Here is a 22,901-nt window from a genome sequence, read left to right as displayed (position 1 = left end):
GGGTGCGTCAGCATCGGCTCGTGGCATGCGGCGATAACCCGACGATGGAAGTGCGGGTCGGACTCGGCACGTGCGCGTTGACGTGCCACCTCCACTGCGGGAAGCCGACTCGGATTGCACTCGATCGTCGTACCTGGGTGCGACCAGGCCCGGCCTGTGGGGCCGATCTTGTCGAGGTAGGTCTTGATCGGCTGCGGAGTCGTCTTGGAGTTGACCCATGCGATCTGGTCGGGATCGCTCAGACCCCACCAACTGGCGTCGGATGTCGGCACGTACCAGCCCTCTCCACCCTCGGCGGCCATCGCCTTCATCTGTGCGGCTCGCTCGTCACCGATGAGATCGAAGACCGACTCGCCCTCACGTGGAAGATGTGCGTCCACCCAGACGACGGTGCGTACGCGGTCGAAGACCTGCTGCATCGCACCTGCCACAGGCATGCCGCCGTAGCTGTGGGCCACCAGGACGACGTCGCTCAGGTCCTCGTACTCGAAGACGCCGACCAAGTCGTTGATGTGTGTCTCGAGGCCAATCTCCGAGCGCAGAAGATGCGCTCGCTCACCGAGGCCGGTCAAGGTCGGCCTATACGTGGGGTAGCCGAGGTCGCGGAGTCGAGAGGCAACGTCGCGCCACGCCCAGCCACCGTGTCGGCCGCCGTGAACGAGGACGAAGCCCGTGGGCTGCTGCTTGGCCATGGGTCCTCCTAAGCGAACGTTGTAGGCAGCTCGACGTGTTGTGACAGCACAGCTGGGATGTCCTCTTCCGCCAGCTCGGCGACTCCGTCATACCCACGCACGACTGCTTCGACGTCCTGGGAAGTCGGCAACGAGGTTAAGATCAGCTCCACCCGGCTGGCGAGCTCATGCGGCGTCTCCGCCCAGGACCCGCCCCGGCCGAGACAGTCGGCGGCGGACTCCTTGCGCAGGTCGTTGACCACGAGGTCGTGGCCGGCGTTCTGCAGGCTCGCGGCCATTCCGCGGCCCATAGCGCCGAGGCTGATAAAACCGATCTCCATCTCTCTACCCTCTCGATCCCTCATACGAGTCCGGGTGCTCCGCGTCAGCCGATGAGGGCGCGCTCGCGGAGTACCTCCTCAGCAACGCTGAAGCCTTCGCCGGTGGCGGGGAGCCCGCAGTAGACAGCGGTCTGCAGTGGAATCTCCCGGATCTCGTCGACCGAGCAGCCGTTGTTGAGCGCACCCTCAATGTGGTGGCGCAGCTGGTTCGACTTTCTCAGCACGACGAGCAGCGCGATGTTGATGACGCTCCGCACCTTGCGGTCGGTACCGGGCCGCGACCAGGTCCGACCGAAGCAGACCTCAGCCGAGTAGTCCTGGGTGCAGCATTGAAGTCATTGCACTGTTTGGCGCGCCGAGGCAAGTAGCCCTCGGATACTTCATGCAGTACGTCGAGGAGGATCGAAGATCCGGAGCAGTTCCTCGACGTCGTCCAGCTCCTCGACAGCCTGGGAAAGTCGAACCAGGCGATCGACGTCGACTGTCGGCAGGGCTTCGACCCACTTGTCGCGCAAGTCGTCCCAACCAATGGGATCTCCCGCGCTGTGGCCCTTGGGCTGATCGACCCGATGTGAAAGCCTCGAGCCATCGCGCATCACAAAGGTCACACGGGCCCCGCGGCCGTTCGGCTGCTCGGTGTCCAGTTCAGCGTCAGACCGAAGCTGGATGCGTCGCCTCATCGACTGGAAGTCGGAGTCCGACAGAAGGAGCGGAAAGGGGCTCTCCCGCAACTTCAGCCCGTCCTGTACGATTGCCGCGCCAAGCATGTCCTGAAGACAGATGTTGTGCATGGCACGATTGTCGACTACGCGCAGCGCATTGGTAGGCATACCGACCTCGACCGTGTCGATCTCGGCCGCCTGAATTCGATGATCGTGCATCACCGTCATCGCTGCCTCGACCGCCGCGTGGATCGGGTAGCCCGCGTTGACGAACTTGAAGTTCGCGCCCATCACGGCGTAGTCGTGGCCGAGTCCGTCGGTCAGCGAACTCGCGCCGTCCTCAAGGCCCCACGCCGCAAGCAGCCCGTTCTCCGAGCCGAGCACGTCCTCGCATCCTTCCAGCCCGGCATTCGCCATCAGCGCGGCCGAAACGCCGGCGAAGGCGTACTGGCCGTTGCAGAACGACTTGCTGATGTGGCGCCGCTCCTGGAAGAGCGCGACCAGGCCGTTGGTCTGGAATGTCGCGAGGGCCATCGCGTTGCCGTACGCTTCCGGGCCGAGGCCGAGGATGCGGCACGCCGCGACGGTCGCACCGATCGCATGAAGAAAGTCCGCATGCATGTGAAGGCGCGACTTCACCCCGAAGACCCCACCGCACGCGCGGATGAGCCGGTTGCCGATCTCGTAGCCGAGAACGACGGCGTTGAGCAGAGTGCCGCCCGTCGCCCGCCGGTGCTCGGCAATCGCCGCCACGGCGTGGACGATCGTCGCCCCGGGATGCCCACCGACGACGTGAGCACCGTCAACCTCGTCGGCGTGCCCGGCCGTGCCGTTCGCGAGAGCCGCGTACGGCGCGGTTGTGCGGTGCTCAGTTCCGAGAATTCGGCACGCCCCCGCTCCGCCCATCGAGGCCGCGTAGCCGGTGGCTAGCTTCCCCGCTGTCCGAGTCTGTCCGAAGACCGCGCAGGCCAACTCATCCATAACGATGAGACGCCCATGTTCCCGAACGTCGGCAGGTAACGCGTCGATCGAGGTCGATGCGGCGTACTCCGCGACGATCCTCGTGAGGTTCACCAGGCCCGTGCGCCTCGTCTCGTTCATCAAATCCGCGCTTTCTGGCGCGCGAGTGTGCTCGCGTCGATCACTAAACGATAGCTTACGTCGATCTCGATGAGCGCGTCATTCTGCCCTACGTCGCGACGTCCGATGGTGACCGTCTCGAACTGGCCGGTCGCACACGCCATTGCGCGAGCCCTGCGGGTGATCATGTCACTCCTCTGTCCTCTATGCCGTAGCGACCCATCTCGCGGCCGAGACCAGAGATCTTGAAGCCGCCGTGGGGTGCCTTCATATTGATAGGCGTTCCGCCGATCCGGATCCGGCCGGTGCAGACCGGGTTCGCAACCGCTCGCGCGTGCTCTCACCATCTTCCTTAGGGGCAGCGAGATCGCGCCATTGAGCTCGTTCTTCTTCGCCTGGCCGGAATTCCGGCGGGTCCGGGCGCCGATACGGTCGGACAGCGTGCCGCCGAACAGCAGCAGGGCCGAGAACACGAGGGTGTAGCCGGTGACGACCCATGTGGGCCGGCAGGACCTGCCGTGACGACCGCGGTCACGCCGGGTCGCGCACGGTGACCACGGCACGGCCCCGGACCCGACCATGGTGCAGGGCGTCCACAGCCTCGTTGATCTGATCGAGCCCGAACCGGTCCGTCACCAGCAGGGCGGGATCGAAGCGGCCGTCGTTCGTCCAGTTCACGAAGGTCGCGAAATCGCGGATCGGATCGCAGCCGCCCCCGACCGAACCAGCCAGGCTCTTCTCACCGTTCAGCAGGTCGAAACTGTCGAGGCTGAACGGCTCGCGCGGAATGCCGACGAGAACATCGGTACCGCCGCGAACTCCTGCGCCGCGGATACCTGGACGCACGGCCGCGAGGCTCACCGGAATGTTGTTTCCGATGCCGGTGCAGTCCAGGCAGTAGTCGGCACCCGCGGTTCCGTCGTCGTGCCGGGTCAGCTGACGGATCGCCTCCACCGGGTCGGTCTCGCGGGCGTTGACGCCGTCGGTGGCGCCGAACTTCGCCGCCAGGGCGAGCTTCGCGTCGCTCACGTCGACGGCGATGACCCGTCCTGCGCCCAGAATCGCGGCGCCGGCGATGGCGCACAGCCCCACGCCACCCGCGCCCCAGACCGCGACCGACTGGCCGGCCCGGAGATCGATGCTGTTCATCACGGCGCCGGCGCCGGTCATCAGCGCGCAGCCGATGATGCTCCCGAGGTCGGGGTCGGTGTCCTCGGGCATCCGAACGACATACTGCTCGTCGACCAGGGCGTGGGTCCCCCAGGTGTGGCAGTTGTGCGACGTGGCCACCTCGCCGTCGGGGAACGTCAGCCGGGACGGCGAGGGTGGACGGCCCTCCCGGGGGCTGCGGGGGATCCAGGTGATGCACACCTGATCGCCCTCTCGCACATAGGTCACCTCTGCACCGACCGCGACAACCGTCCCGATCGACTCGTGGCCCAGCAGCATCGGGGCGGTCCGGGAAGGGCTGAAGATCCGGTCGAGCTGGCTGTGGCACACCCCGAACGCGCTCTGCTCGACCACGACCTCGAACGGGCCGGGCGGCGGCATGGTCAGTTCCCGAAACTCGAGCAGGTGGGTTCCGGGGGGTAGCACCGCTATCCGAGCACGCACCGACATGTCCTCTCCGCCCTTCTTCCCCGCCATCGCGTTCCCGGCTGGTCGCCTGCCCGCTCGCTCACCCGATCGACTGGTATTCCAGGAACTCCTCGATACCGAAACGGCCGTTCTCCCGGCCGATGCCCGAGAGCTTGAAGCCGCCGTGCGGCGCACGCGGGTTGACCGCTGAGCCGTTGATGCGGATCCGGCCCGTGCGCAGGCGGAGCGCGACCTCGCGGGCGCGCGCGGGCGAGGCGGCCCAGACACCACCGGCGAGACCGTAGTCGGAGTCGTTGGCGATCGCGACCGCCTCGTCCTCGGTGTCGTACGGGAGGATCGTCACCACCGGCCCGAAGATCTCCTCGCGGGCGATCCGCATGTCCGGTGTGCCGCTGAAGATGGTCGGCTTCACGTAGTAGCCGGTGGCCAGGCCCTCGGGCTGCTCGGGGCCGCCGGTCACCAGCGTGGCACCCTGGTCGATGCCCGACTGGATCAGTTCGCGGACGCGGTCCCGCTGGGCGCGGGTCACCACCGGCCCGAGGCTGGTCCCCTCCGCGAACGGATCGCCGAGCGCGTAGGACTCGGCGGCAGCACGCGCGGCGTCCTCGGCCTCGGCCAGCCGCGCGCGGGGCACGAGCACGCGGGTGAGGCCGCCGCACACCTGCCCGCTGTTGCGGAAGGCGTCGGCGATGCCGGCGGTGACCGCCCTGGCGATGTCGGCGTCCTCGAGGATGACGTTGGCGGACTTGCCGCCGAGCTCGAGCCCGACCCGCTTGACCGTGCGGGAGGCGATCTCCATGACGCGGCTGCCCGCGCGCACGGAGCCGGTGATCGAGACCATGTCGACCAGGCGGTGATCGGCGATGGCCTCGCCCACCACCGGACCGGTGCCGCTGACCAGGTTGACGACGCCGGCGGGCAGGCCGGCCTTCAGGGTGCCCTCGGCGAAGAAGAAGGAGCTGCGCGGGGCGATCTCGGTGCCCTTGAGAACGACGGTGCAGCCCGCCGCGATGGCAGCGCCGACCTTCATCGCGATCATCAACAGCGGCACGTTCCACGGCGTGATCGCGCCGACCACCCCGACCGGGGCCCGGTGCACGAGCGTGTCCCCGACCGCCACGTTGAAGTCGACCTCCGCCAGCGCGTCGGCCGTGCCGCGAAGGTGCTTGATCGTGGACAGCGTCTGATGACCGGTGGCGATGCTCAGCGGCTCGCCGATCTCCTGAACGATCGCCTCGGTGATCTCGTCGGCCCGGCCCTCCACGAAGTCGGCCAGGTTTCGCAGTACCTCGGCCCGCTCGTCGAGCGTCGAACGGGACCAGCCGTCGAAGGCCCGGGCGGCAGCGGCCGCCGCCCGGCCGACGTCCTCGGGCGTGCCGTCCGGAATCGTGCCGATGATCTCCTCGGTGACCGGGTTCTCGACGTTGATGACGCCAGTGCCGGAGGACGGGACCCACTCACCGTCGATGAGGATGAGGTCCTGATTGATCACGCCGCCACCCCTTTGTCGCGAAGTTCATTATTACGAACTAAAATTCGTAATTGCAATCACACTACGATGATCACATAGGGGTGTCAACGGGCCGGCTCCGCTCCCGCCGAGCCTCCACGGCCCAGCCGCCCGCCCGCAGCCACCCAGACCGACAGGGCGGCCACGAGCCGCTCGACCCCTGGGCCACCATGGCCGCCCCACAGCCGCCTTGACATGGCATCGGCTCGCTCGTAGCGTGCGTCCGCATATAAGGACATTAGTTCTTATATAAGAACGATGGACGTCCTCGGGTGGCGCGCGGCCACCGATCCGGAGCCGAGGAGACGATGCGGCCGTCCGGTGCGGGGTCATGTGCCCCGGCACAGCGAGACCCGATCCGCGGTCGTGCGGCGAGCCGCTCCTCTTCCTGCCGTTGGGAGCACAGATGCGGTTCGGGCGCTTCTACGAGGAGTTCGACCTGGGCGCCGTCTACCGGCACTGGCCAGGAAAGACGGTCACCGAGGACGACAACCATTTGTTCTGCCAGCTCACCATGAATCATCACCCCCTCCGCCCCGACGCCAGCTACGCAGCACGGACGACCCAGTTCAAGCGGGACGTCGTCGTCAGCAGCTACCTCTACTCCCTCCTCCTCGGAATGTCCGTCGCCGACGTCTCGGGGAAAGCAGTCGCGAACCTCGAGGTCCAGCCGTTACGCCACGTCGCTCCGGTCTTCCATGGCGACACCGTCCACGGCGAATCAACCGTGCTGAGCAAGGCGGAGTCCAGAAGCAGGAACGACCACGGCGTCGTGACCGTGGAGACCCGCGGCTACAACCAGGACGGAACTCTCGTCTGCGTCTATCGGCGCAGCCCCGGCGGGTCCGCTGAGACGCCGCCGCGGCTGAGCCGTGCGCAGCGATCAGTCGCACCGGCCTCTGGCGACCGTCCACCGCTCGGGCCGCCCGGCCCTACGGACCAGGCGCCCGTCCTCCGACAGCCGGGCGAGGTGGGCGTAGGTCTCGGCGAGCGCTGAGCGCAGCGACCGCGGGGTGAACGAGTCGAACGGCCGCGCCCACCGCACCGCACGGGACACATCCCAGACGGTCTCCCGCCCCTCGCGCACCGCCTGCTCGATCTCGCGCAGCCGCGACTGGTGATGCACCTCCAGCACGCCGAGCCGGTCGGAGAGACGGTCGAACGACCACTCGTGCCCGGGCAGGGCCAGCAGGTTGTCGGGAAGGTCCCGGAGGTGCCGCAACGAGTCGAGGAAGTCCAGCAGCGGGTCGGCGGCCGACCCGGGACGCAGTGCCACGTTCGGGGTCACCTTGGGCAGAACGTGGTCACCGGTGAACACCAGGCCTCGTTCACGGTCGTGGAAGCACAGATGGCCGGTGGTGTGCCCAGGTGTGTGGATCGCGATGAGGGCACCCCCGGTGCCCGGCACCGCCGCGCCGTCGAGGAGCTCGACGTCCGTCTCGATTCCGGGCAGCGCCGCCTCGAGCTCGGCGAGCTCCGACTCGAGGCCCGCCAGCCGCGTCGCAGGCACCCCGCTCACGCCCAGCCAGTCGGCGATCTCCACGACACGGGCCCGCCGTTCCGCGGCGCCCACGCGGATCTGTGCCCGTTCGGCAGGGTGCGCGGCGATCCAGGCCGTGGTGTGCTCCCGGATGCGGCGGGCGAGCCCGTAATGATCCGGATGCGCGTGGGTGACGACAGCCCCGATCACCTCGTCGAGGCTGTGACCGGCCCGGGCCAGCCCGGATCGGAAGGCGCTCCACGCCTCGTCCGAGTCCCACCCGAGATCCACCACGACGATCCCCTCGGCCGCCCGCACCGCGTAGGAGTACGAGTAGGCGAGCGGACTCGGGAACGGGACCGCCGTCGCCCACACCCCGCCCGCCACCGCGAAGCCCTCGATCCGTCGGGTCGGCGCTTCCGCGGCGGCACGCGACTCACCCACATCTCCCCCTCACGCAACAGGGTTCCCGTGGTCGCGACGCTCCCACCGGCCCACGGAACGCCTCAGATGACCCCGGCCTCCCGCAGCTTGGCGATGTCGTCGACGGACATGCCCAGCTCCGCGGTAAGGACCTCGTCGGTGTCGGCGCCGACCTCGCGCGCCCGCGACGGCTCCACCATGGGCGAGTCCGACAGGAACAGCGGACTGCCGAGCGTCATGAACGAGCCCTGCTCGTCGGTGACGGTGCGGAGCACGCCGCGCTCGCGTACGTGCGGGTCCTCGAGCAGCTCCGGCAGGGTGACGACCGGAGCGGAGGGGATGCGTGCCTCCACCAGCATCCGCGCCAGCAGGTCCTTGGGGCGGGCCCTCGTCCAGTTCTCGACGACCGCGTCGACGTCGTCTATGTGGGCGCACCGGCTGCTCATGTCCGCGAAGCGCGGGTCGTCGGTGGCGGGATTCCCCATCAGCTCACACAGCCGCCGCCAGTGCGCGTCGGTCGGGCACAGTACGGCGATCCACCCGTCGTTGGTGCGGTAGGCGTTGTACGGGGCGACGGCCAGCCCGCCGTGCCGGTTGCCCGTGCGTTCGTGGCTCTCGGTCGCGCTGCTCAGCAGCCCGGCGATGTTGGACGTCAGCGACGGGACGATGGCGTCCTGCAGGGCCACCTCGACATGCTGACCGCGGCCGGTGCGGGTGCGTTGGAACAGCGCGGCGAGCACACCCCCGAGCATGTGCGTGCCCGCGACGAAGTCGACGACCGACGGGCCGGTGCGGACCGGCGCCCCGTCGGCGAACCCCGTGGTGCTCATGATCGCGCTGCGCGCCTGGATCGTGAGATCCATCGCCGGCTCGCCGGCATACGGCCCGAACGATCCGAAGCCTGTGCCCGACGCCATGATCAGGCCCGGGTTGATCGCACTGAGCTGCTCGTAGCCGAGACCGCGCCGGTCCATCGCCCCCGGCGACAGGTTCTGGACGAGCACGTCGGCGGTCCGGACGAGGTTACGGAGTATCTCCTGCCCGGCAGGTTGTTTGAGGTCCAGCCGGATGGCGCGCTTGCCGGAGTTGAGGAACCGGAACTGGATCGGGAAGCCGTCGTGGTCGACGGTGGGCAGCCGGCGGTACGGGTCCCCCTCCGGCGCCTCGACCTTGATGACGTCCGCGCCGAGGCGCGCCATCAGCATCGAGCAATAAGGGGCAAAGTAGAACTGCCCCACACAAATCACCTTCACGCCTTCGAGCGCGGTCATCCAGGGCCTCCGTGGTCACTCGGGCGCGAGCGTCGCGGATCGCGCGCCAGTCCGGATGTGCCGCAGTGAACTGCTCGACGCGCTGAGCACCGACACCACGGCCTGTTCGCATTTACGCACAGGAGTACGCATTTACAGCCCGATGCTAGGAGCGACACATATGACTGTCAACGCCTCCGACGCGATCGCGCATCGAGGGACACACCCCCGCATCCCGCCCCGCGGGACGCCCGGGACGTTGACAGCCCCCCATACGAGACCCTACCGTGCTGTTCGCACATACAATCGATCATTCGTATATACGCACCGCGGTACCAGGCATGCAGCATCCGACACGCAAAGCGATGCGGACATCGAGGTCGGACAGGTCCCGCGAGCGGGGATCCACGGAGAACGATCTTTTGCAGAGGCGGTCCCGCCAGAGACGGCCGTCTGACGGTCGTGCCCTGGAGGGGCGCCATCGTCCCTGAAAACGGAAGGACATCTGCAACATGAAGGTGGGATTCATCGGGCTCGGCGCCATGGGCGCCGGAATGGCGCTCAACCTGCGCGCGGCCGGCTATGAACTGATTGTGCACGACCTCCACAGAGAGAGCGCCGCGGAACACGAGGCGGCCGGGGCGACCTGGGCCGACTCGGTCATCGATCTCGCCCGCCAGGTCGATGTGGTCCTCACATCACTACCGGGCCCGCAGGAAATGCAGGAACTGGGCCTCGGCGAGAACGGGCTGTGCAGCGGCCTGGGGGCGGGCACCGTCTGGTTCGACCTCACCACCAATTCGCCGACCGTGGTCCGCGAGGTGCACGAGACCTGCCGCAAGCACAGCATCGAACTGTTCGACGCGCCGGTGAGCGGCGGCCCCAAAGGCGCCCGGTCAGGCAAGCTCGCGATCTACGTCGGCGGCGATCAGGCGGCCTTCGAGCGCCACCGCGCCGTCCTCGACGCCATCGGCGACCAGGTGATCCTCGTCGGCGAGATCGGCGCGGGCAACACCGCGAAGCTGGTCCACAACTGCGCCAGCATGATGATCCGCTCGGCGATCGCCGAGGTCTTCACGATGGGAGTCAAGGCGGGTGTCGAGCCGGCGGCCCTCTGGCACGCAATGCGTCAGGGCGCGATCGGCCGGGCCCGCACGTTCGACCGCATCAGCGACCGCTACCTGCAGGGGGCTTTCGAGCCGCCCTCGTTCGCCCTGGCGTTGGCGAACAAGGACCTCCGACTGGCACTCGAGCTGGCCGACGAGTTCGACGTCCCCATGCGCGCCGCCCGTCTCGTGCAGGAGGACTTCGCCGAAGCGCTCGAGCGCGGCTGGGGCGGTCGCGACTCGCAGACACCGCTGCTCCTGCAGAACGAACGAGCGGGCGTCGAGATCAAGCTCTCGGCCAGCGAGGTGCAGGAAGTTCTCGACCGCGGCTGAGACACCGAGCCGGACCGACGCACACCCGACACCGACGCAGGAGGAAAAACAGCGTGACCGACAAGGAGAACGGCCGGCGCGTCCTGAGTGAGCTCATGGGTGCCGACTATGTCGCGGCAAAGGACAAGAAGCGCAACTCCTTCAACGAGGTGATCCAGGATTACTCAGAAGAGGTCTGCTTCGGGCGGATCTGGTCCCGCGAAGGAATCGACCGCAAGCAGCGCAGCATCATCAACGTCGCGATGCTCACCGCGTTGAACAGGCCCGCGCAGCTCGCTCACCACATCGAGGGCGCGATGACCAACGGCGCCACGGTTGCCGAGATCCAGGAGATCCTGCTGCAGACGGCGGTCTACTGCGGGCTGCCCGCGGCGGGCGAGGCCTTCCGGATCGCGGAGGAGGTCCTGCGCGAAGGCGGACACCTCGACTGAGACTGTCTCGACCGTCACCCGGGGCGCGGCGCCACGCCGCCACCGGGCCGCCCACCTGGAGGAGCCCGCCCGGATGACCGGGTCCCGCACCCTGCTGCTGCTGCGGCACGGGGAGAGCTCCTGGAACGCCGCAGACCGCTTCGCCGGCTGGGTCGACGTGCCGCTGTCCGCACTCGGCCGGGTTCAGGCCGGCCGGTGCGGCGACCTGCTCCGCGACACCGGCCTCTTCCCCGACGTCGTGCACACCTCCCTTCTGCGCCGGGCCGTGTCGACCGCGGACCTCGCGCTCGACGCCGCCGACCGGCACTGGATCCCGGTCCGGCGCAGCTGGCGGCTCAACGAGCGCCACTACGGCGCACTGCAGGGCCGTAACCGCATGCAGGTCCGCGCCGAGTACGGCGCGGACCTGCTTCGTTTCTGGCGCCGCTCGTTCCACGGAACGCCGCCGCCGATCGCCCCGGGCAGCCTCTTCGGGCAGGACGACGACGCACGGTACCGGGAGCTGGGCGTGCGCGTCCCCCGGACGGAGTCCATCGCGGACGTCCTCGACCGGCTCCGCCCGTACTACGAGTCGGAGATCGCGAACGATCTGGGTGCCGGCCGGACCGTTCTGGTCGTGGCCCACGGCAACGTCCTGCGTGCCCTGATCCGCCACCTCGGCGCCCAGGCCGGCGACCCGGCCGGCGACGACCTGAGCGAGGTGTGGCTGCCCACGGGCGCCCTGCTGCGCTACGACCTCACCGACGTCCTGCTGCCGGTCCGGTCCGGCGGTGTCCTGCTGAGCGCGTCGGGAGCGACGCAGAAATGACGGTGCCCACCGGCACAACTGCCGGTGGGCACCGTCGCGGGCGGATCGCCGTGGGGAAGCGGATCGCCGTTGGTCCGGGTCGCCATCGCCGCGATCGCGCCGCCGCTACCGGATTGCGCCGTCCCGGTGCAGCGTCTGCAGTTCGTCGTCGGTGAAGCCCCAGTCCGCCAGGGCTTCCCGGGTGTGCTCCCCGGGCCTGGGCGGGGCCGTCCGGATGGCCGCCGGGGTCCGCCCGAACCGGGGCGCCGGCGCGGGATGGGGGATTCCGTCGAGTTCCGGGAAGCCGTCACGCGCCTGGTGATGGGGATGTGCGGACACCTCCCCGAGGGACAGCACGGGCGAGTAGCAGCCGTCGACGTCGGCGAGCAGCTTGGTCCACTCGTCGCGGGTGCGGGTCGCGAAGACCGTCGCGAGCCGGCGCCGCAGTTCGGCCCAGTCGGTACGGTCGATCGTCGACACCGGCATGGTGATGCCGTCGAGGTCCACGCCGATGGCGTCGAACAGCACCCGCTGGAACTTCGGCTCGATCGCGCCGATCGCGACGTACCGGTGGTCGCTCGTCTCGTAGACGTTGTAGAACGGCGCGCCGGAGTCCACGTAGTTCGTGCCGCGTTCGTCGCTCCACGTGCCCATCATCCGACGTCCGTGGTACAGGGTCATGAGCAGCGACGCCCCGTCCACCATCGCCGCGTCGACCACCTGGCCCCGGCCCGAGCCGCGCGCCTCCAGCAGCGCGCACACGATGCCGAAGGCGAGCATCATGCCTCCGCCCGCGTAGTCACCGATCAGGTTGAGCGGGATGGCGGGCGGCCCGCCCGCGTAGCCGAGGGGGTCGAGCGCCCCGGCGAGCGCGATGTAGTTGATGTCATGGCCGGCCTTGTCCGCCAGGGGCCCGGTCTGCCCCCAGCCCGTGCCGTGCCCGTAGACGATCCGCGGGTTTCGCTGCAGGCACGCGTCCGGGCCGATCCCGAGACGTTCGGCGACGCCGGGCCGGTACCCCTCGTAGATCGCGTCCGCCCGTTCGACCAGACGCAGCACCACCTCGGGGCCGGCTCCGTGCTTGAGATCGACGACCACGGAGCGCCGTCCGCGGTTGTACAGCTCCAGGCGGTGGTCGGGCGCCTGCGGACGGACGGGGGGATCCGGCCGGTCGATGCGCAGGATCTCCGCTCCCATGTCCGCCAGGAGCATGCCAGCGAAGGGCCCGGGGCCCCGGCCCGCGATCTCAAGGACGCGCGTCCCTGCGAGCGGGCCGGAGCCGACGGGCGGGCTCATGGTGCTCCGACGTTGGTCAGGTTGCGCGGCTTCCACCGCAGCAGGCGCTTCTCCAGCAGCGTCACGAGCGCGTTGATGATGGTGGAGACCACCACAAGCACCGCGATGCCCGCGAAGACGCCGGCGGTGTAGAAGTTACCCGCCGACCGCTGGATCAGATAACCGATGCCGGTGTTGGCGCCGATGATCTCGGCGGTGACCGCCGCGACGAGCGCGTAGGGCACCGAGACACGCAGGCCCTGGATGATCCAGGTCGCGGCCGAGGGTATCCGGACCTTCAGCTGCACCGTGAGCCTGGACGCGTTCATCACCTTCAGCACGTCGATAAGGCGCTGTTCGACGTCACGCACACCTTCGTAGGTGCTGTAGAAGACGAGGAAGAAGACGATGAGGCTGACCAGCGCCACCTTGGAACCCAGGCCGAATCCGAACCACAGGATGAAAAGCGGCACCAGGGCCAGCCGCGGGACCGCGTTGAGCGCGACGATGAACGGCTGGAAGATCTCGCCGAGCATCGGGCTGCTGCCCAGCACGATGCCCACCAGAACGCCGAGCACCGCGCCGATGGCGAACCCGTACACCGTCGCGATGACAGTCGCCTGGATGCTGTCCAGCAGCACACCGTCATCGACCCAGCCGGTCAGCGCCGACCAGATCTCGGACGGCTTGCTGACGTAGAAACTGTCGATGAGCACGCCCGACTCGGTCGCGGGGTCCCCGCTCGCGGTCTCCCAGAGTGCCAGCACCCCGACCGGGAGTACCACCCGCGAGATGAGGACGATCAGCCGCTTGATGTCCATCGGGCGGCGCGGCTTGCGGGCCGCGGTGGTGGACGACTGCTCATCCAAGCCGGTGACGGTGGCCGCCACGGGGCCGCCCAGCACACCGCCCTGCGCGCCGACGCCCTGCGCGCCGACGCCCTGCGGCCCGGCCGGCACTGCGGCCTGCACTCCGGCTGTTGTCGACACCGGCGTCGGGTTCACGATGCCTCCTTGGCGGGTGAAGAGTGGTCCAGCAACTTCCACAGTCGTTCCCAGAGCTCGCCGTAGACCGGGCTGAGCCGCAGGTCGGCGAGGTCACGCGGCCGCTCCAGCGGCACGTCCTCCACGTGGACGACGCGGCCCGGGCGGGTTCCGAACACGACGACCTTGTCTGCCAGCAGAAGAGCCTCGTCCAGATCGTGCGTTACGAAGATGATGGTTTTGCGGTCCCGTTCCCAGATCCGCAGCAGCTCCTTCTGCATCGTGAACCGCAGCTGCGCGTCGAGCGCCCCGAACGGCTCGTCCATGAGCAGCGTCGAGGGGTTGTACACCAGGCCCCGCGCGAGCGAGGCACGCTTCTGCATGCCGCCCGACAGCTGCGAGGGGTACCGCTGCGCGAAGCCCTTGAGCCCCACCAGCTCGATCACCTCGGCGACCCGCTGGCGGCGCTCCTTGCGGGGCACCCGCTCGATCTCGAGGGCGATCCCGACGTTCTTCTCCAAGGTGCGCCACGGCAGAAGATTGTCGTGCTGGGTGATGAACCCGACCCCGGTGTTGACCCCGTTCAGCCGCTGACCGCGGAAGTAAACGTCACCCTCGCTTGGTGCCAGCAGCCCGGCTGACATGTTCAGCAGCGTGGTCTTGCCACATCCGCTCGGACCGATGAAGCAGACGAACGAGCCGCTCTCGATATCGAGATCGACCGACTCGAGCGCGGTGAACTCCCCGTCACCGGAGCGGAACTTTCGGCTGACCTTCTGGAAGGAGAACTCCGGGGCCTTCTCCGTCGAGGTAGCGGTCTTCCCGGGCCCTGCGCTCCCGGTCTGCGGATTCTTCGACATCATCGCCTCCTCGTCACGGCTGCGCGGCCTTCGCGGCGCTCAGGTCGTAGATGTCGTCGAAGCCGAAGGTGAGCGGCGAGTCACGGTTGAGGTTCACGAGCCGGACCTGGTTGTCGAACATCTCCTGGGTCGTCAGGGGAGACGCGTCCTTGTAGGCACCGACCGCGACCTCCCAGCCCGCGTTGAAGGCCGTCTCGTTCAGGTTGGCGAACTGCGGCAATCCCCGCACCTTGTCCCGCAGCTCATCGGTCGGGTTCTGCAGGTCCCGGTCGGCGAGCCACACGGCCTGCATGACACGCTTGGCGATCTCGGGGTTCTGCTCCAGCCAGGAGCGGGTGGTGTAGTACTCGTGCGAGGCCAGCGGAAGGATGGACGGAAGGTCGACCGCCCAGTTCAGCCACAGCCCGCCCCAGCCCTCCGCCTCGGGGAAGTTGACCCGCGGGAACGACTGGGCGAACCCGCTGACCCGGCCCTGCCGCGTGGTCGCGATCTGGGCGGAGGCGTCGTTGTTGGGAAGGATCGTCACGTCGCGATCCGGATCGACTCCGTACTCGCTGAGCATGACGCGCAGATAGGTGTTGCCGGTGGAGCCCTCCGGCGAGGAGGTAAGAGTGAGGCCGCGCAGCGCCTGGACGCGCTCTTCCGCGGACGACTCCGGTGTCACTCCGCGCTCGGCGAGAGTGTCCAGCGTCTCCTGGTTCAGCGCCAGCCCGAAGGTGATACTGGGGTTGGTGGTTCCGAGGCTGACGAGGTCGGTCTTGCCCTCGGCATAGGCGTTGTACAGCGAGCCTGCACCGGACGTACCGATGTTGGTGTCCCCGGAGATCACGGCCTGGGTGATCAGAGATGCATTGCTGGCGTTCGAGAAACTGACATCGGCGTCGAGTCCGACCTGCCTGAAGTAGTCCTGCGCAACGATGACCACGGTGGGGAGGTCGGTAAAGGTCGCCGAGGTCGACATGATCTTTACCTTCAGCGCCCCGTCCGACCCCGCGCTGTTGTCCGAGGAGCCCCCGCAGCCCGCGGCTATACTCCCGGCGACCGCGAGGACAGCGACAGCGGACACGGTCCGGCGCGGTCTCGGCGACGAAGACGACCTTCGTAAGGGAAGTAAGGACAGTCGTCGCATAGCGGGCATTTGTGGCTCCTTTGTCGCGGACGTCAGAACGTGCCTGAAGTCGCCGAAGCAGCCACGGCATGACACAGCCGTGGCTACTACTTTGGTGGGCTTTCGCGTCGATCGGGCAGCGTAAAGAGGACGTGGGTGCGGTGCGTGGGACCCCGCTCGCCGTGGTACTCGCACCACCGCGAATGGGCCCGACGGATCTCGCGATCCACGGCGGGCAGATCTTCACGCAGCAACTGGACGTATATACGACCGTGTGACCGTACTAACGATTGGCAGAAAGGTAGGGCGGCGGATCGACCCTGTCAACAGGCGGTATAGCCACACGTCCGCGGCGAGGCACCCTGGCGCGGCGCGCGACGTCCCATCACACCGGCGGGCCGCACTCCCGACACTGCCCGGCGGTATGCTGCAGCGCGACCACCCCGCCACGTCCAGTAGCAGTCTGCTACAGCGGTTCGCGCGGTGAGGCCCCCGACCGGTCGCGCCACTTCGCGATGTGGCACTTGATGAGTTCGCCGAGTTCGTCCAGCCGCGGGTCGACGTGCACGCTCTCGCCGACGAGGGTCACCGCCGCGATCGCGCGTCCGGTGGCGTGCGGCAGGACGACCGCGACTCCCGTGCGCCGGCTGGTGGCATTGACGCTGACCGCGACCCCCGACTCGCGGATGCCCGACAGCGCGGCCAGGAACCGCTCGACCTTCTCGACCTCGTCGGGCCCCCGCCGCCGCAGGTATGCCTGGAGCTCCGACGCGGGCAGCGCCGCGAGGAGCGCCCGCCCGCCGGCCGTCGTCAGGAGGCTGCGCCGGATGTTGGATCGCGCCTGGAACACGGTCATCATGTCGCTGCCCGTATGCGCGATGTACAGCAGGCTGTCGCCGGACCGGACGCCAACGAACGCGGTGAGGCCCGCCTCCCGGTGCAGGGTCTCGAGATCGGCCGTCGACACCAGGCCCGCGCGGACGTCGCCGTTGGCGATGGTCAGGCTGAAGAACGCAGGCCCCAGGTAGAGCCGGTGGTCCTGCTCCACGAGCCAGTCGGTGTCCAGCAGGCCCCGGATGAACCCGTAGACCGAACTCTTGGGCGCTTCGAGCACACGGGTCAGCTCCGCGTAGCTGATCCCCGGGCGGTAGACGACCTCCTCGAGGATGCGGGTCACCCTCGTGATCGTGCGATGACCCTCGACCACGTTCTGCACGTCCTTCCGTCACGAGCCCCGAACCGAGCCCCGCCGCAGCCGGCCACACGGGCGGTCTGCGCCACGGATGCCTGCACAGTAACCGCAGGCGCGGCGGACCGGCCGCCGCGATGGACGGCGCGGCACCCCGGTCACCGTGACGCACCGGACGGAGCGCTGGCAGGCGCATTGACCCGGGTTTCCGTGCGCTGTACCGTCGCGATCGCCAAGAGGAACAGTTGTTCGTATATACGACCACGGTAGTACATGTGACCCCGCGTCCCCGCGGTGCTCGCGCAAGGGAGACAGTCGTGATCGAAAAAAGAACGATCTTCATCGACGGTGAGTGGGTCAGCTCGGCGGGCACCGGCACCCTGACCGTCATCAACCCGGCCACCGAGGAACCGCTCGCGACGTTACCGCGTGGCCACGCCGACGACGTCGACCGCGCCGCCCAGGCCGCCGCGCGAGCGTTCGAGTCCTGGTCGCGCTCGACGGTCGACGACCGGATCGACATGCTCACGCGCATCGCCGACGTCCTCGACACGCGGGCCGAGGAGCTGGCGCGCACGATCGTGAGCGAGGTCGGCACACCGATAACGCTCGCCCGCGGCTCGCAGTCCGCCACCGCCATCAACGACCTGCGCATCGCCGCGGCGAGCCTGAAGGACATCGTGTGGGAGGAGCGGTTCGACGACACGATCGTGCGGCGCATCCCCGCGGGTGTGGCCGGGGCGATCACCCCGTGGAACGGGCCGATGCGGATGATCGCGCTCAAGGCGGGCGCGGCCATCGCCGCGGGCTGCACGATGGTGCTCAAGGGCACCGAGGTCGCGCCGCTGAGCGCCTTCCTGTTCGCCGAGGCCGCCGCCGAGGCCGGCCTACCCAGGGGCGTGTTCAACCTGGTCAGCGGGACGGGCCCGGAGATCGGCGAGGCGCTCGCGACCCATCCGCTCATCGACATCGTCTCGCTCACCGGCTCGGTGCGCGCGGGCAGCCGGGTGATGGAGCTGGCGTCCCGGTCGGTCAAGCGCGTGGCCCTGGAGCTCGGCGGCAAGTCCGCCAACATCATTCTTGCGGACGCCGACTTGGAGAAGGCCGTCGTCGACGGGCTCGGTGACGCCTTCCGCAACTCCGGCCAGGTCTGCGGCGGCCTCTCGCGCATGCTGGTCCCCCGCGGGCGGCTGGCCGAAGCCGAGGAGATCGCCGCGGCGAAGGCGACGAGCTACGTGATCGGCGACCCCCTGGACGAGGCCACGACCCTCGGGCCGGTGGTCTCCGATGCCCAGCGCGACCGCGTGCGCCGCTACATCCAGACCGGCATCGACGAGGGACTGCGGCTGGTCGCCGGCGGCCCGGAGGCGCCGGAGCACCTCGACCGGGGCTACTACGTGCAGCCGAGCGTCTTCACCGGTGACAACAGCAGCAGGCTGGCCCAGGAGGAGATCTTCGGACCGGTGGTCATCATCATCCCGTTCGACGACACCGACGAGGCCGTCGCCATCGCCAACGACTCCGACTACGGGCTCGCGGGCGCGGTCTGGGCGGCCGACCCCGCGCGGGCACGGGACGTCGGCCGACGCATCCGCACCGGACGCGTACGGATCAACGGCGCGCCCATCGACATGCGCGCCCCGCACGGTGGCCTCAAGCGGTCGGGCATCGGCCGGGAGATGGGCCGGTACGGGATCGAGGAGTACCTCGAGTACCAGTCGCTCATCAGCTGAACCCCGGACCCGGCGAGCCATCGAGAGGCAGTCATCGTGATCACCGCAAAGGCCCGGGCCATGAGCAGCCCGACGGCACCGTTCAGCACGATCACCGTCGAGCGCCGCGACGTCGGCCCGCGCGACGTGCTGATCGACATCGCCTACGCCGGGGTCTGCCACACCGACGTCCACCACGCCCGCGCGGAGTTCGGGCACACCCGCTATCCGATCGTGCCCGGTCACGAGATCGCCGGCATCGTCCGCGAGGTGGGCGCGGAGGTCGCCGGGCTGACCACCGGCGACCACGTGGGCGTCGGCTGCCTGGTCGACTCGTGCCGGGACTGCCCCGCCTGCCGCGCGGGGCAGGAGTCCTACTGCCGCCGCGGCAAGGTGCTGACCTACAACGGGGTGGGCCGCGACGGGGCAACCACCTTGGGCGGGTACAGCGAACTCGTGGTCGTCGACCAGCGGTTCGTCGCCCGCATCCCCGACGCCCTGCCGCTGGACGCCGCGGCGCCCCTGCTCTGCGCGGGCATCACCATGTACCAGCCGCTGCGGCGCTGGGGCGCGGGCCCCGGCAGGCGGGTCGGCATCCTGGGGTTCGGCGGGCTCGGGCACATCGGCGTCCAGATCTCCCACGCCCTCGGCGCGCGCACGACCGTCCTGGAACTCACCGAGGACCGCCGCGCCGACGCCGAGCGCCTCGGGGCGGACGACTACCGGACGACCGGCGATCTGGACGCGCTGCGGGACTCGTTCGACCTGATCGTGTCGACGGTCCCGACGAACTACGATCTGTCCTCCCACCTCGACCTGCTCGACCTGGACGGCACGTTCGTCAACCTCGGCGTGCCCGACGAGCCGCTGCGCATCGACCCCTACACGCTGCTGACGAACCGGCGCGTGCTGGCCGGTTCGATGAGCGGCGGCATGCCGCAGACGCAGGAGATGCTCGACTTCTGCGCCGAGAACGGCATCAGGGCCGAGGTGGAGGTCGTCGCGGCGAAGGAGCTCGACCAGGTCTACGACCGCCTCAGTGCCGGCGACGTCCGGTACCGGTTCGTGCTCGACGTCGCGACCATCGCCGACTCCTGAGTCGTACCGCCCGCCTGAGCAGTGCTGCTCAGGCGGGCGGTACGGGCTCGATGAGTACGAGCTCCATCAGTACGAGATCCACGAGTACGAGATGCACCGGTGCGAGCTACGCCGGTACGGCACGCCGCAACGGCTACGTCGTGGCCGTACCGCCCGCGTGCCACGTCTCGTCGGGGCGGCGCGGGTGGCGGTAGGCGTGGGCCGGCCGGAACGGGTCCGCGTCATCGGACCAGTCGCGGCGCACCGCGGCCCAGCGTTCCATCAGGTCGTCCTCATGGACGTAGTCGAACCGGTCACCGAGCCGCTTCTCCTCCGGACCGCCGGGCACGGGCGGGTGTTCGACCAGCCAGTCGACCGTCGCGCCGAGGGCGTCCGCCGCGGGGGTGGTGTCGGCATAGCCGAGCTCCGCCCGGCTGCGGGCGTTGCCGCGCAGCCGGTGGTCGGGCCCGTGGCGCCAGTACGGGTGGCACGGGGTCGCCAGCGGGTAGGGCATGTCGACCAGTTCCACGTCCACGCCGAGCCGGGCGGCGATGAACTCGATGCGCTGGCGCATCGTGAACAGGTTGTCGTCGGCGACCACGAACTTCTGCCCGGACGCGGCCGCGCGGTGGTCCACCGCCAGCAGCACGGCATGCACCGCATGCTCGGTGTAGAGCCTGGTCTCCATGCGGATGGCCCCGTCGGCGACGACGATGCGGCGCCTGCCGTCGAGGATCCGCCGCACGATGCACCACTCGTGCGGCGCGACCTGCCGCGGGCCGTAGACCACGGGATAGGCCAGGAGGGTCGCCGCGAACGCGCCCGCCGCGTGGGCGTCGAACAGGGCCTGTTCCGCGGCGGCCATCCTGACCGCGAGCGTGCCGTGTGCGGGGTCCTGTTCCAGGTGCTCGGCCTCTTCGGGGGGCAGGGCGGGCCGGCCCAGCGCTCCCCAGCGCGGATCGGCGGCGTGCGCGAGGGAGCCGTGGGCACCCCCGACGGCAACCACCCGGTCGGTGCAGCCGGCGAGGACCTGCGCGGTGACCGCGAGCCGCCCGTACTGAGCCACCACGAGGTCGAACTCCGCCCGGCCCAGGCCGGCGCCGAGCGTGTCCGGCCAGTGCGGGTCGGTGTGGATGTGGCGGACCTCGGCGGGCAGCTCGACCTCGTGCTGGCCGCCGTGCAGGATCGTCACGTCGAAGCCGCGGTCAAGCAGTCCGCGCACCACTCCCGGCCCGGTCGGCCCGGTGCCACCGATGACAAGCGCGGAACGCGACACAGCCTCTCCTCGCACTCAGTTCTGGCCGGCACTGTTTGGCCGGCGCTGTTTCGTCGGCACTGCTTCGGCAGGGGTGTCGTGCCGCAGCCGTACCCGGCCCCGGTGCGCGCCGACGCGGCGCGCACCGGGGCCGGGATGCTCACCGGGAAGCGGCGGCCTCGGCGGCGAACTCCGCGGCGAGCGCATGCTTGTCGATCTTCTCCGACCCGAGCACCGGCAGTTCCTCGGTCTGGAAGCGCCACCGGGTCGGGATCGCGAAGGACGCCAGGTCCGAGCGCAGGACCTCGATGACGTACTCCGCTAGGTCCGGCCGGCCCGCGGTGGCCTCGTCGACCACCACGACCGCCGCGACCTCCTCCCCCAGGTCAGCGTGCGGCAGGCCGATCACCGCCGCATCGAGAACGCCGGGCACGCCGACCAGCGCGCGCTCGACCGACAGCGGCGCGATGTTCTCGCCCCCACGCAGAATGAGGTCCTTGCTGCGGCCAGTCACCCAGAGATAGCCGTCCTCGTCGAGGTAGCCCAGGTCACCGGTGTGCAGCCACCCGTCGCCGTCGATGGGGCCGGACGCCTCCCCGTAGTAGCCGAGCATCTGCGACGCGGCGCGGAGCAGGACCTCGCCGTCCCCGCCCGGTGCCCGGTCACCGAAGGTGATCTCGACGGTGGGCAGCGGCAGACCGCAGCAGCCGGGCCGGTCACGGGTGTCGCGGCCGCTGGCCGCGGTGGCCTGCCCACCGTTCTCGGTGAGGCCGTAACCCGTGGCCACGCGTGCCTGGACGGACGGCAGCTCGTCGCGGATCCGCTGGTACAGACTGGGGTGGGCGGGGGCACCGCCCAGCGTCAGTGACCGCAGGCTGTGCAGGTCGACCGGCCGCTGCGCCTGGGCGTCGAGCAGCCGGCTGACCATGGTGGGGACGGCGCTCCAGCGGGTGACACCGTGCGCGGCGATGAGGTCCATCGCCGCGTGTGCGTCGAACTTGCCTTGCGGGAACACCAGGGTCTCGCCGACCACGACCCCCCGCACGAGGGTCTGTACGCCGCCGATGTGGAACAGCGGCCCCGTGTGCAGGGCGACGCTGGGCGCCGCGCCGTCGAGTTCCTGCGGAAGCCGCTTGGTGATTCTCAGCAGCGAGTGCAGGCCGGAGATGATCGAGCGGTGCGTGAGCACGACCGCCTTGGGGAATCCGGTGCTGCCGGAGGTGAACAGAATCAGGGCGGGCTCGTTCTCGTCGTCGCTGTCGGGACGCTCAGGCGGCGCGCCGTCGACCGCGTCGGCCATCAGCCACGGCGCGACGGGACTCCCGGCCGGCACCTTGTGCTCCAGCCGGCGGTCGGCCAGCACGGCGACGGGTGTGAGCGCCGTGAAGGCGTGCTCCATCTCCCGGGTGCTCCACCAGGCGTTGACCAGCACCGGAACGGCGCCGAGCCACCAGGTGGCCCAGAGGTTCACCACCCAGTCCGGGCTGTTCCAGCCCAGCAGCGCGACCCGGTCCCCCCGGCCCACCCCGTGCTGGCGCAGCTGGGCCGCCTTGCGACCGACCGCGGGCACGAGGTCGCCGAAGTCGAGCCGCACGTCGCCCTGCACGGCGTGGGCCCGGCCCGCCCAGCGGTCGGCATGGTCCAGCAGGGACTCCAGCCTCCGCGCCCGCGGCTCGTACATTCGGAACGGGACGCCGCCTACCTGCTCGACAGTAACATCGCGTCCCCACGAAGGGATCGGGCCGCTCATCGCCGCTTCCTCTCTCCGC

22 protein-coding genes are annotated in these 22,901 nt (G+C 69.4%); 6 read left to right on the top strand and 16 right to left on the bottom strand.

What is annotated here, in order from left to right; all coding sequences use genetic code 11:
* The 7 genes from AC559T_RS14985 to AC559T_RS14955 all read right to left on the bottom strand — a co-directional run.
* A partial coding sequence (locus tag AC559T_RS14985; protein WP_498869115.1) for an alpha/beta fold hydrolase occupies positions 1 to 692 on the bottom strand: 692 nt, incomplete at its 3' end.
* 8 nt (positions 693 to 700) lie between these two features.
* The gene (locus AC559T_RS14980) at positions 701 to 1,012 is read right to left on the bottom strand and encodes an NAD(P)-binding domain-containing protein (RefSeq protein ID WP_498869114.1); all 312 of its coding nucleotides are present in this window, start codon (positions 1,010 to 1,012) and stop codon (positions 701 to 703) included.
* Positions 1,013 to 1,056: 44 nt separating this feature from the next.
* A complete protein-coding gene (locus AC559T_RS14975) occupies positions 1,057 to 1,269 on the bottom strand; it encodes a carboxymuconolactone decarboxylase family protein (protein WP_235013877.1) in 213 nt (70 codons plus the stop codon).
* A gap of 123 nt (positions 1,270 to 1,392) precedes the next feature.
* A complete protein-coding gene (locus AC559T_RS14970) occupies positions 1,393 to 2,775 on the bottom strand; it encodes an MmgE/PrpD family protein (protein WP_498869113.1) in 1,383 nt (460 codons plus the stop codon).
* Positions 2,775 to 3,227, bottom strand: a complete 453-nt coding sequence (locus AC559T_RS14965) for a hypothetical protein (protein ID WP_498869112.1) — start codon at positions 3,225 to 3,227, stop codon at positions 2,775 to 2,777. The genes AC559T_RS14970 and AC559T_RS14965 overlap by 1 nt, the downstream gene beginning before the upstream one ends.
* Before the next feature lie 58 nt (positions 3,228 to 3,285).
* Complete coding sequence (locus AC559T_RS14960) at positions 3,286 to 4,374, bottom strand: zinc-binding dehydrogenase (RefSeq protein WP_498869111.1); 1,089 nt, start codon at positions 4,372 to 4,374, stop codon at positions 3,286 to 3,288.
* A gap of 58 nt (positions 4,375 to 4,432) precedes the next feature.
* Positions 4,433 to 5,845 carry an aldehyde dehydrogenase family protein gene (locus tag AC559T_RS14955; RefSeq protein WP_498869110.1) on the bottom strand — a complete coding sequence of 471 codons (1,413 nt, stop codon included), beginning with the start codon at positions 5,843 to 5,845 and terminating at the stop codon, positions 4,433 to 4,435.
* Positions 5,846 to 6,269: 424 nt separating this feature from the next.
* Between AC559T_RS14955 and AC559T_RS14950 the strand changes: the two genes are divergently transcribed.
* A complete protein-coding gene (locus tag AC559T_RS14950; RefSeq protein ID WP_498869109.1) occupies positions 6,270 to 6,860 on the top strand; it encodes a MaoC family dehydratase in 591 nt (196 codons plus the stop codon).
* Here AC559T_RS14950 and AC559T_RS14945 read toward each other — a convergent pair.
* Entirely contained in the window at positions 6,747 to 7,787 is a 1,041-nt protein-coding gene (locus AC559T_RS14945) for an MBL fold metallo-hydrolase (RefSeq protein WP_112105883.1), read from the bottom strand. The two genes, AC559T_RS14950 and AC559T_RS14945, sit on opposite strands and share 114 nt — an antisense overlap.
* A gap of 62 nt (positions 7,788 to 7,849) precedes the next feature.
* Entirely contained in the window at positions 7,850 to 9,037 is a 1,188-nt protein-coding gene (locus tag AC559T_RS14940) for a CaiB/BaiF CoA transferase family protein (RefSeq protein WP_112105884.1), read from the bottom strand.
* 482 nt (positions 9,038 to 9,519) lie between these two features.
* Between AC559T_RS14940 and AC559T_RS14935 the strand changes: the two genes are divergently transcribed.
* From AC559T_RS14935 to AC559T_RS14925, 3 genes are all read left to right on the top strand, one after another.
* The gene (locus tag AC559T_RS14935) at positions 9,520 to 10,455 is read left to right on the top strand and encodes an NAD(P)-dependent oxidoreductase (protein WP_306769431.1); all 936 of its coding nucleotides are present in this window, start codon (positions 9,520 to 9,522) and stop codon (positions 10,453 to 10,455) included.
* A gap of 53 nt (positions 10,456 to 10,508) precedes the next feature.
* The gene (locus AC559T_RS14930) at positions 10,509 to 10,886 is read left to right on the top strand and encodes a carboxymuconolactone decarboxylase family protein (RefSeq protein WP_112105886.1); all 378 of its coding nucleotides are present in this window, start codon (positions 10,509 to 10,511) and stop codon (positions 10,884 to 10,886) included.
* A gap of 73 nt (positions 10,887 to 10,959) precedes the next feature.
* Complete coding sequence (locus tag AC559T_RS14925) at positions 10,960 to 11,694, top strand: 2,3-bisphosphoglycerate-dependent phosphoglycerate mutase (RefSeq protein ID WP_498869108.1); 735 nt, start codon at positions 10,960 to 10,962, stop codon at positions 11,692 to 11,694.
* A gap of 105 nt (positions 11,695 to 11,799) precedes the next feature.
* Here the strand turns inward: AC559T_RS14925 and AC559T_RS14920 are convergent, their stop codons facing one another.
* From AC559T_RS14920 to AC559T_RS14900, 5 genes are all read right to left on the bottom strand, one after another.
* Entirely contained in the window at positions 11,800 to 12,969 is a 1,170-nt protein-coding gene (locus tag AC559T_RS14920) for a CaiB/BaiF CoA transferase family protein (RefSeq protein WP_498869107.1), read from the bottom strand.
* Positions 12,966 to 13,952 (bottom strand): ABC transporter permease, encoded by a 987-nt coding sequence (locus AC559T_RS14915; RefSeq protein ID WP_498869106.1) that lies wholly within the window; start codon positions 13,950 to 13,952, stop codon positions 12,966 to 12,968. The genes AC559T_RS14920 and AC559T_RS14915 overlap by 4 nt, the downstream gene beginning before the upstream one ends.
* Complete coding sequence (locus AC559T_RS14910; RefSeq protein ID WP_498869105.1) at positions 13,949 to 14,794, bottom strand: ABC transporter ATP-binding protein; 846 nt, start codon at positions 14,792 to 14,794, stop codon at positions 13,949 to 13,951. The genes AC559T_RS14915 and AC559T_RS14910 overlap by 4 nt, the downstream gene beginning before the upstream one ends.
* 10 nt (positions 14,795 to 14,804) lie before the next feature.
* On the bottom strand, positions 14,805 to 15,857 hold the full coding sequence (locus AC559T_RS14905; protein ID WP_498869104.1) for an ABC transporter substrate-binding protein: 1,053 nt from the start codon (positions 15,855 to 15,857) through the stop codon (positions 14,805 to 14,807).
* Positions 15,858 to 16,365: 508 nt separating this feature from the next.
* On the bottom strand, positions 16,366 to 17,076 hold the full coding sequence (locus tag AC559T_RS14900; protein ID WP_498869103.1) for an IclR family transcriptional regulator: 711 nt from the start codon (positions 17,074 to 17,076) through the stop codon (positions 16,366 to 16,368).
* A gap of 329 nt (positions 17,077 to 17,405) precedes the next feature.
* Here AC559T_RS14900 and AC559T_RS14895 point away from each other — a divergent pair, with 329 nt between their 5' ends.
* Together AC559T_RS14895 and AC559T_RS14890 are read left to right on the top strand one after the other, a co-directional pair.
* On the top strand, positions 17,406 to 18,821 hold the full coding sequence (locus AC559T_RS14895) for an aldehyde dehydrogenase family protein (RefSeq protein ID WP_498869102.1): 1,416 nt from the start codon (positions 17,406 to 17,408) through the stop codon (positions 18,819 to 18,821).
* Between the two features lie 60 nt (positions 18,822 to 18,881).
* Positions 18,882 to 19,898: an NAD(P)-dependent alcohol dehydrogenase gene (locus tag AC559T_RS14890; protein WP_498869101.1), complete on the top strand. Its 1,017-nt coding sequence runs from the start codon at positions 18,882 to 18,884 to the stop codon at positions 19,896 to 19,898.
* 133 nt (positions 19,899 to 20,031) lie between these two features.
* Here AC559T_RS14890 and AC559T_RS14885 read toward each other — a convergent pair whose 3' ends face one another.
* Positions 20,032 to 21,153, bottom strand: a complete 1,122-nt coding sequence (locus tag AC559T_RS14885) for an NAD-dependent epimerase/dehydratase family protein (protein ID WP_498869100.1) — start codon at positions 21,151 to 21,153, stop codon at positions 20,032 to 20,034.
* A 139-nt stretch (positions 21,154 to 21,292) separates the two neighbouring features.
* A complete protein-coding gene (locus tag AC559T_RS14880) occupies positions 21,293 to 22,882 on the bottom strand; it encodes a class I adenylate-forming enzyme family protein (protein ID WP_498869099.1) in 1,590 nt (529 codons plus the stop codon).
* Positions 22,883 to 22,901 lie beyond the last annotated feature (19 nt).

It is taken from the genome of Frankia sp. Hr75.2 (assembly GCF_949319125.1).
GTDB lineage: Bacteria > Actinomycetota > Actinomycetes > Frankiales > Frankiaceae > Parafrankia > Parafrankia soli.
This window is presented reverse-complemented; position numbering and strand designations above follow the sequence as displayed.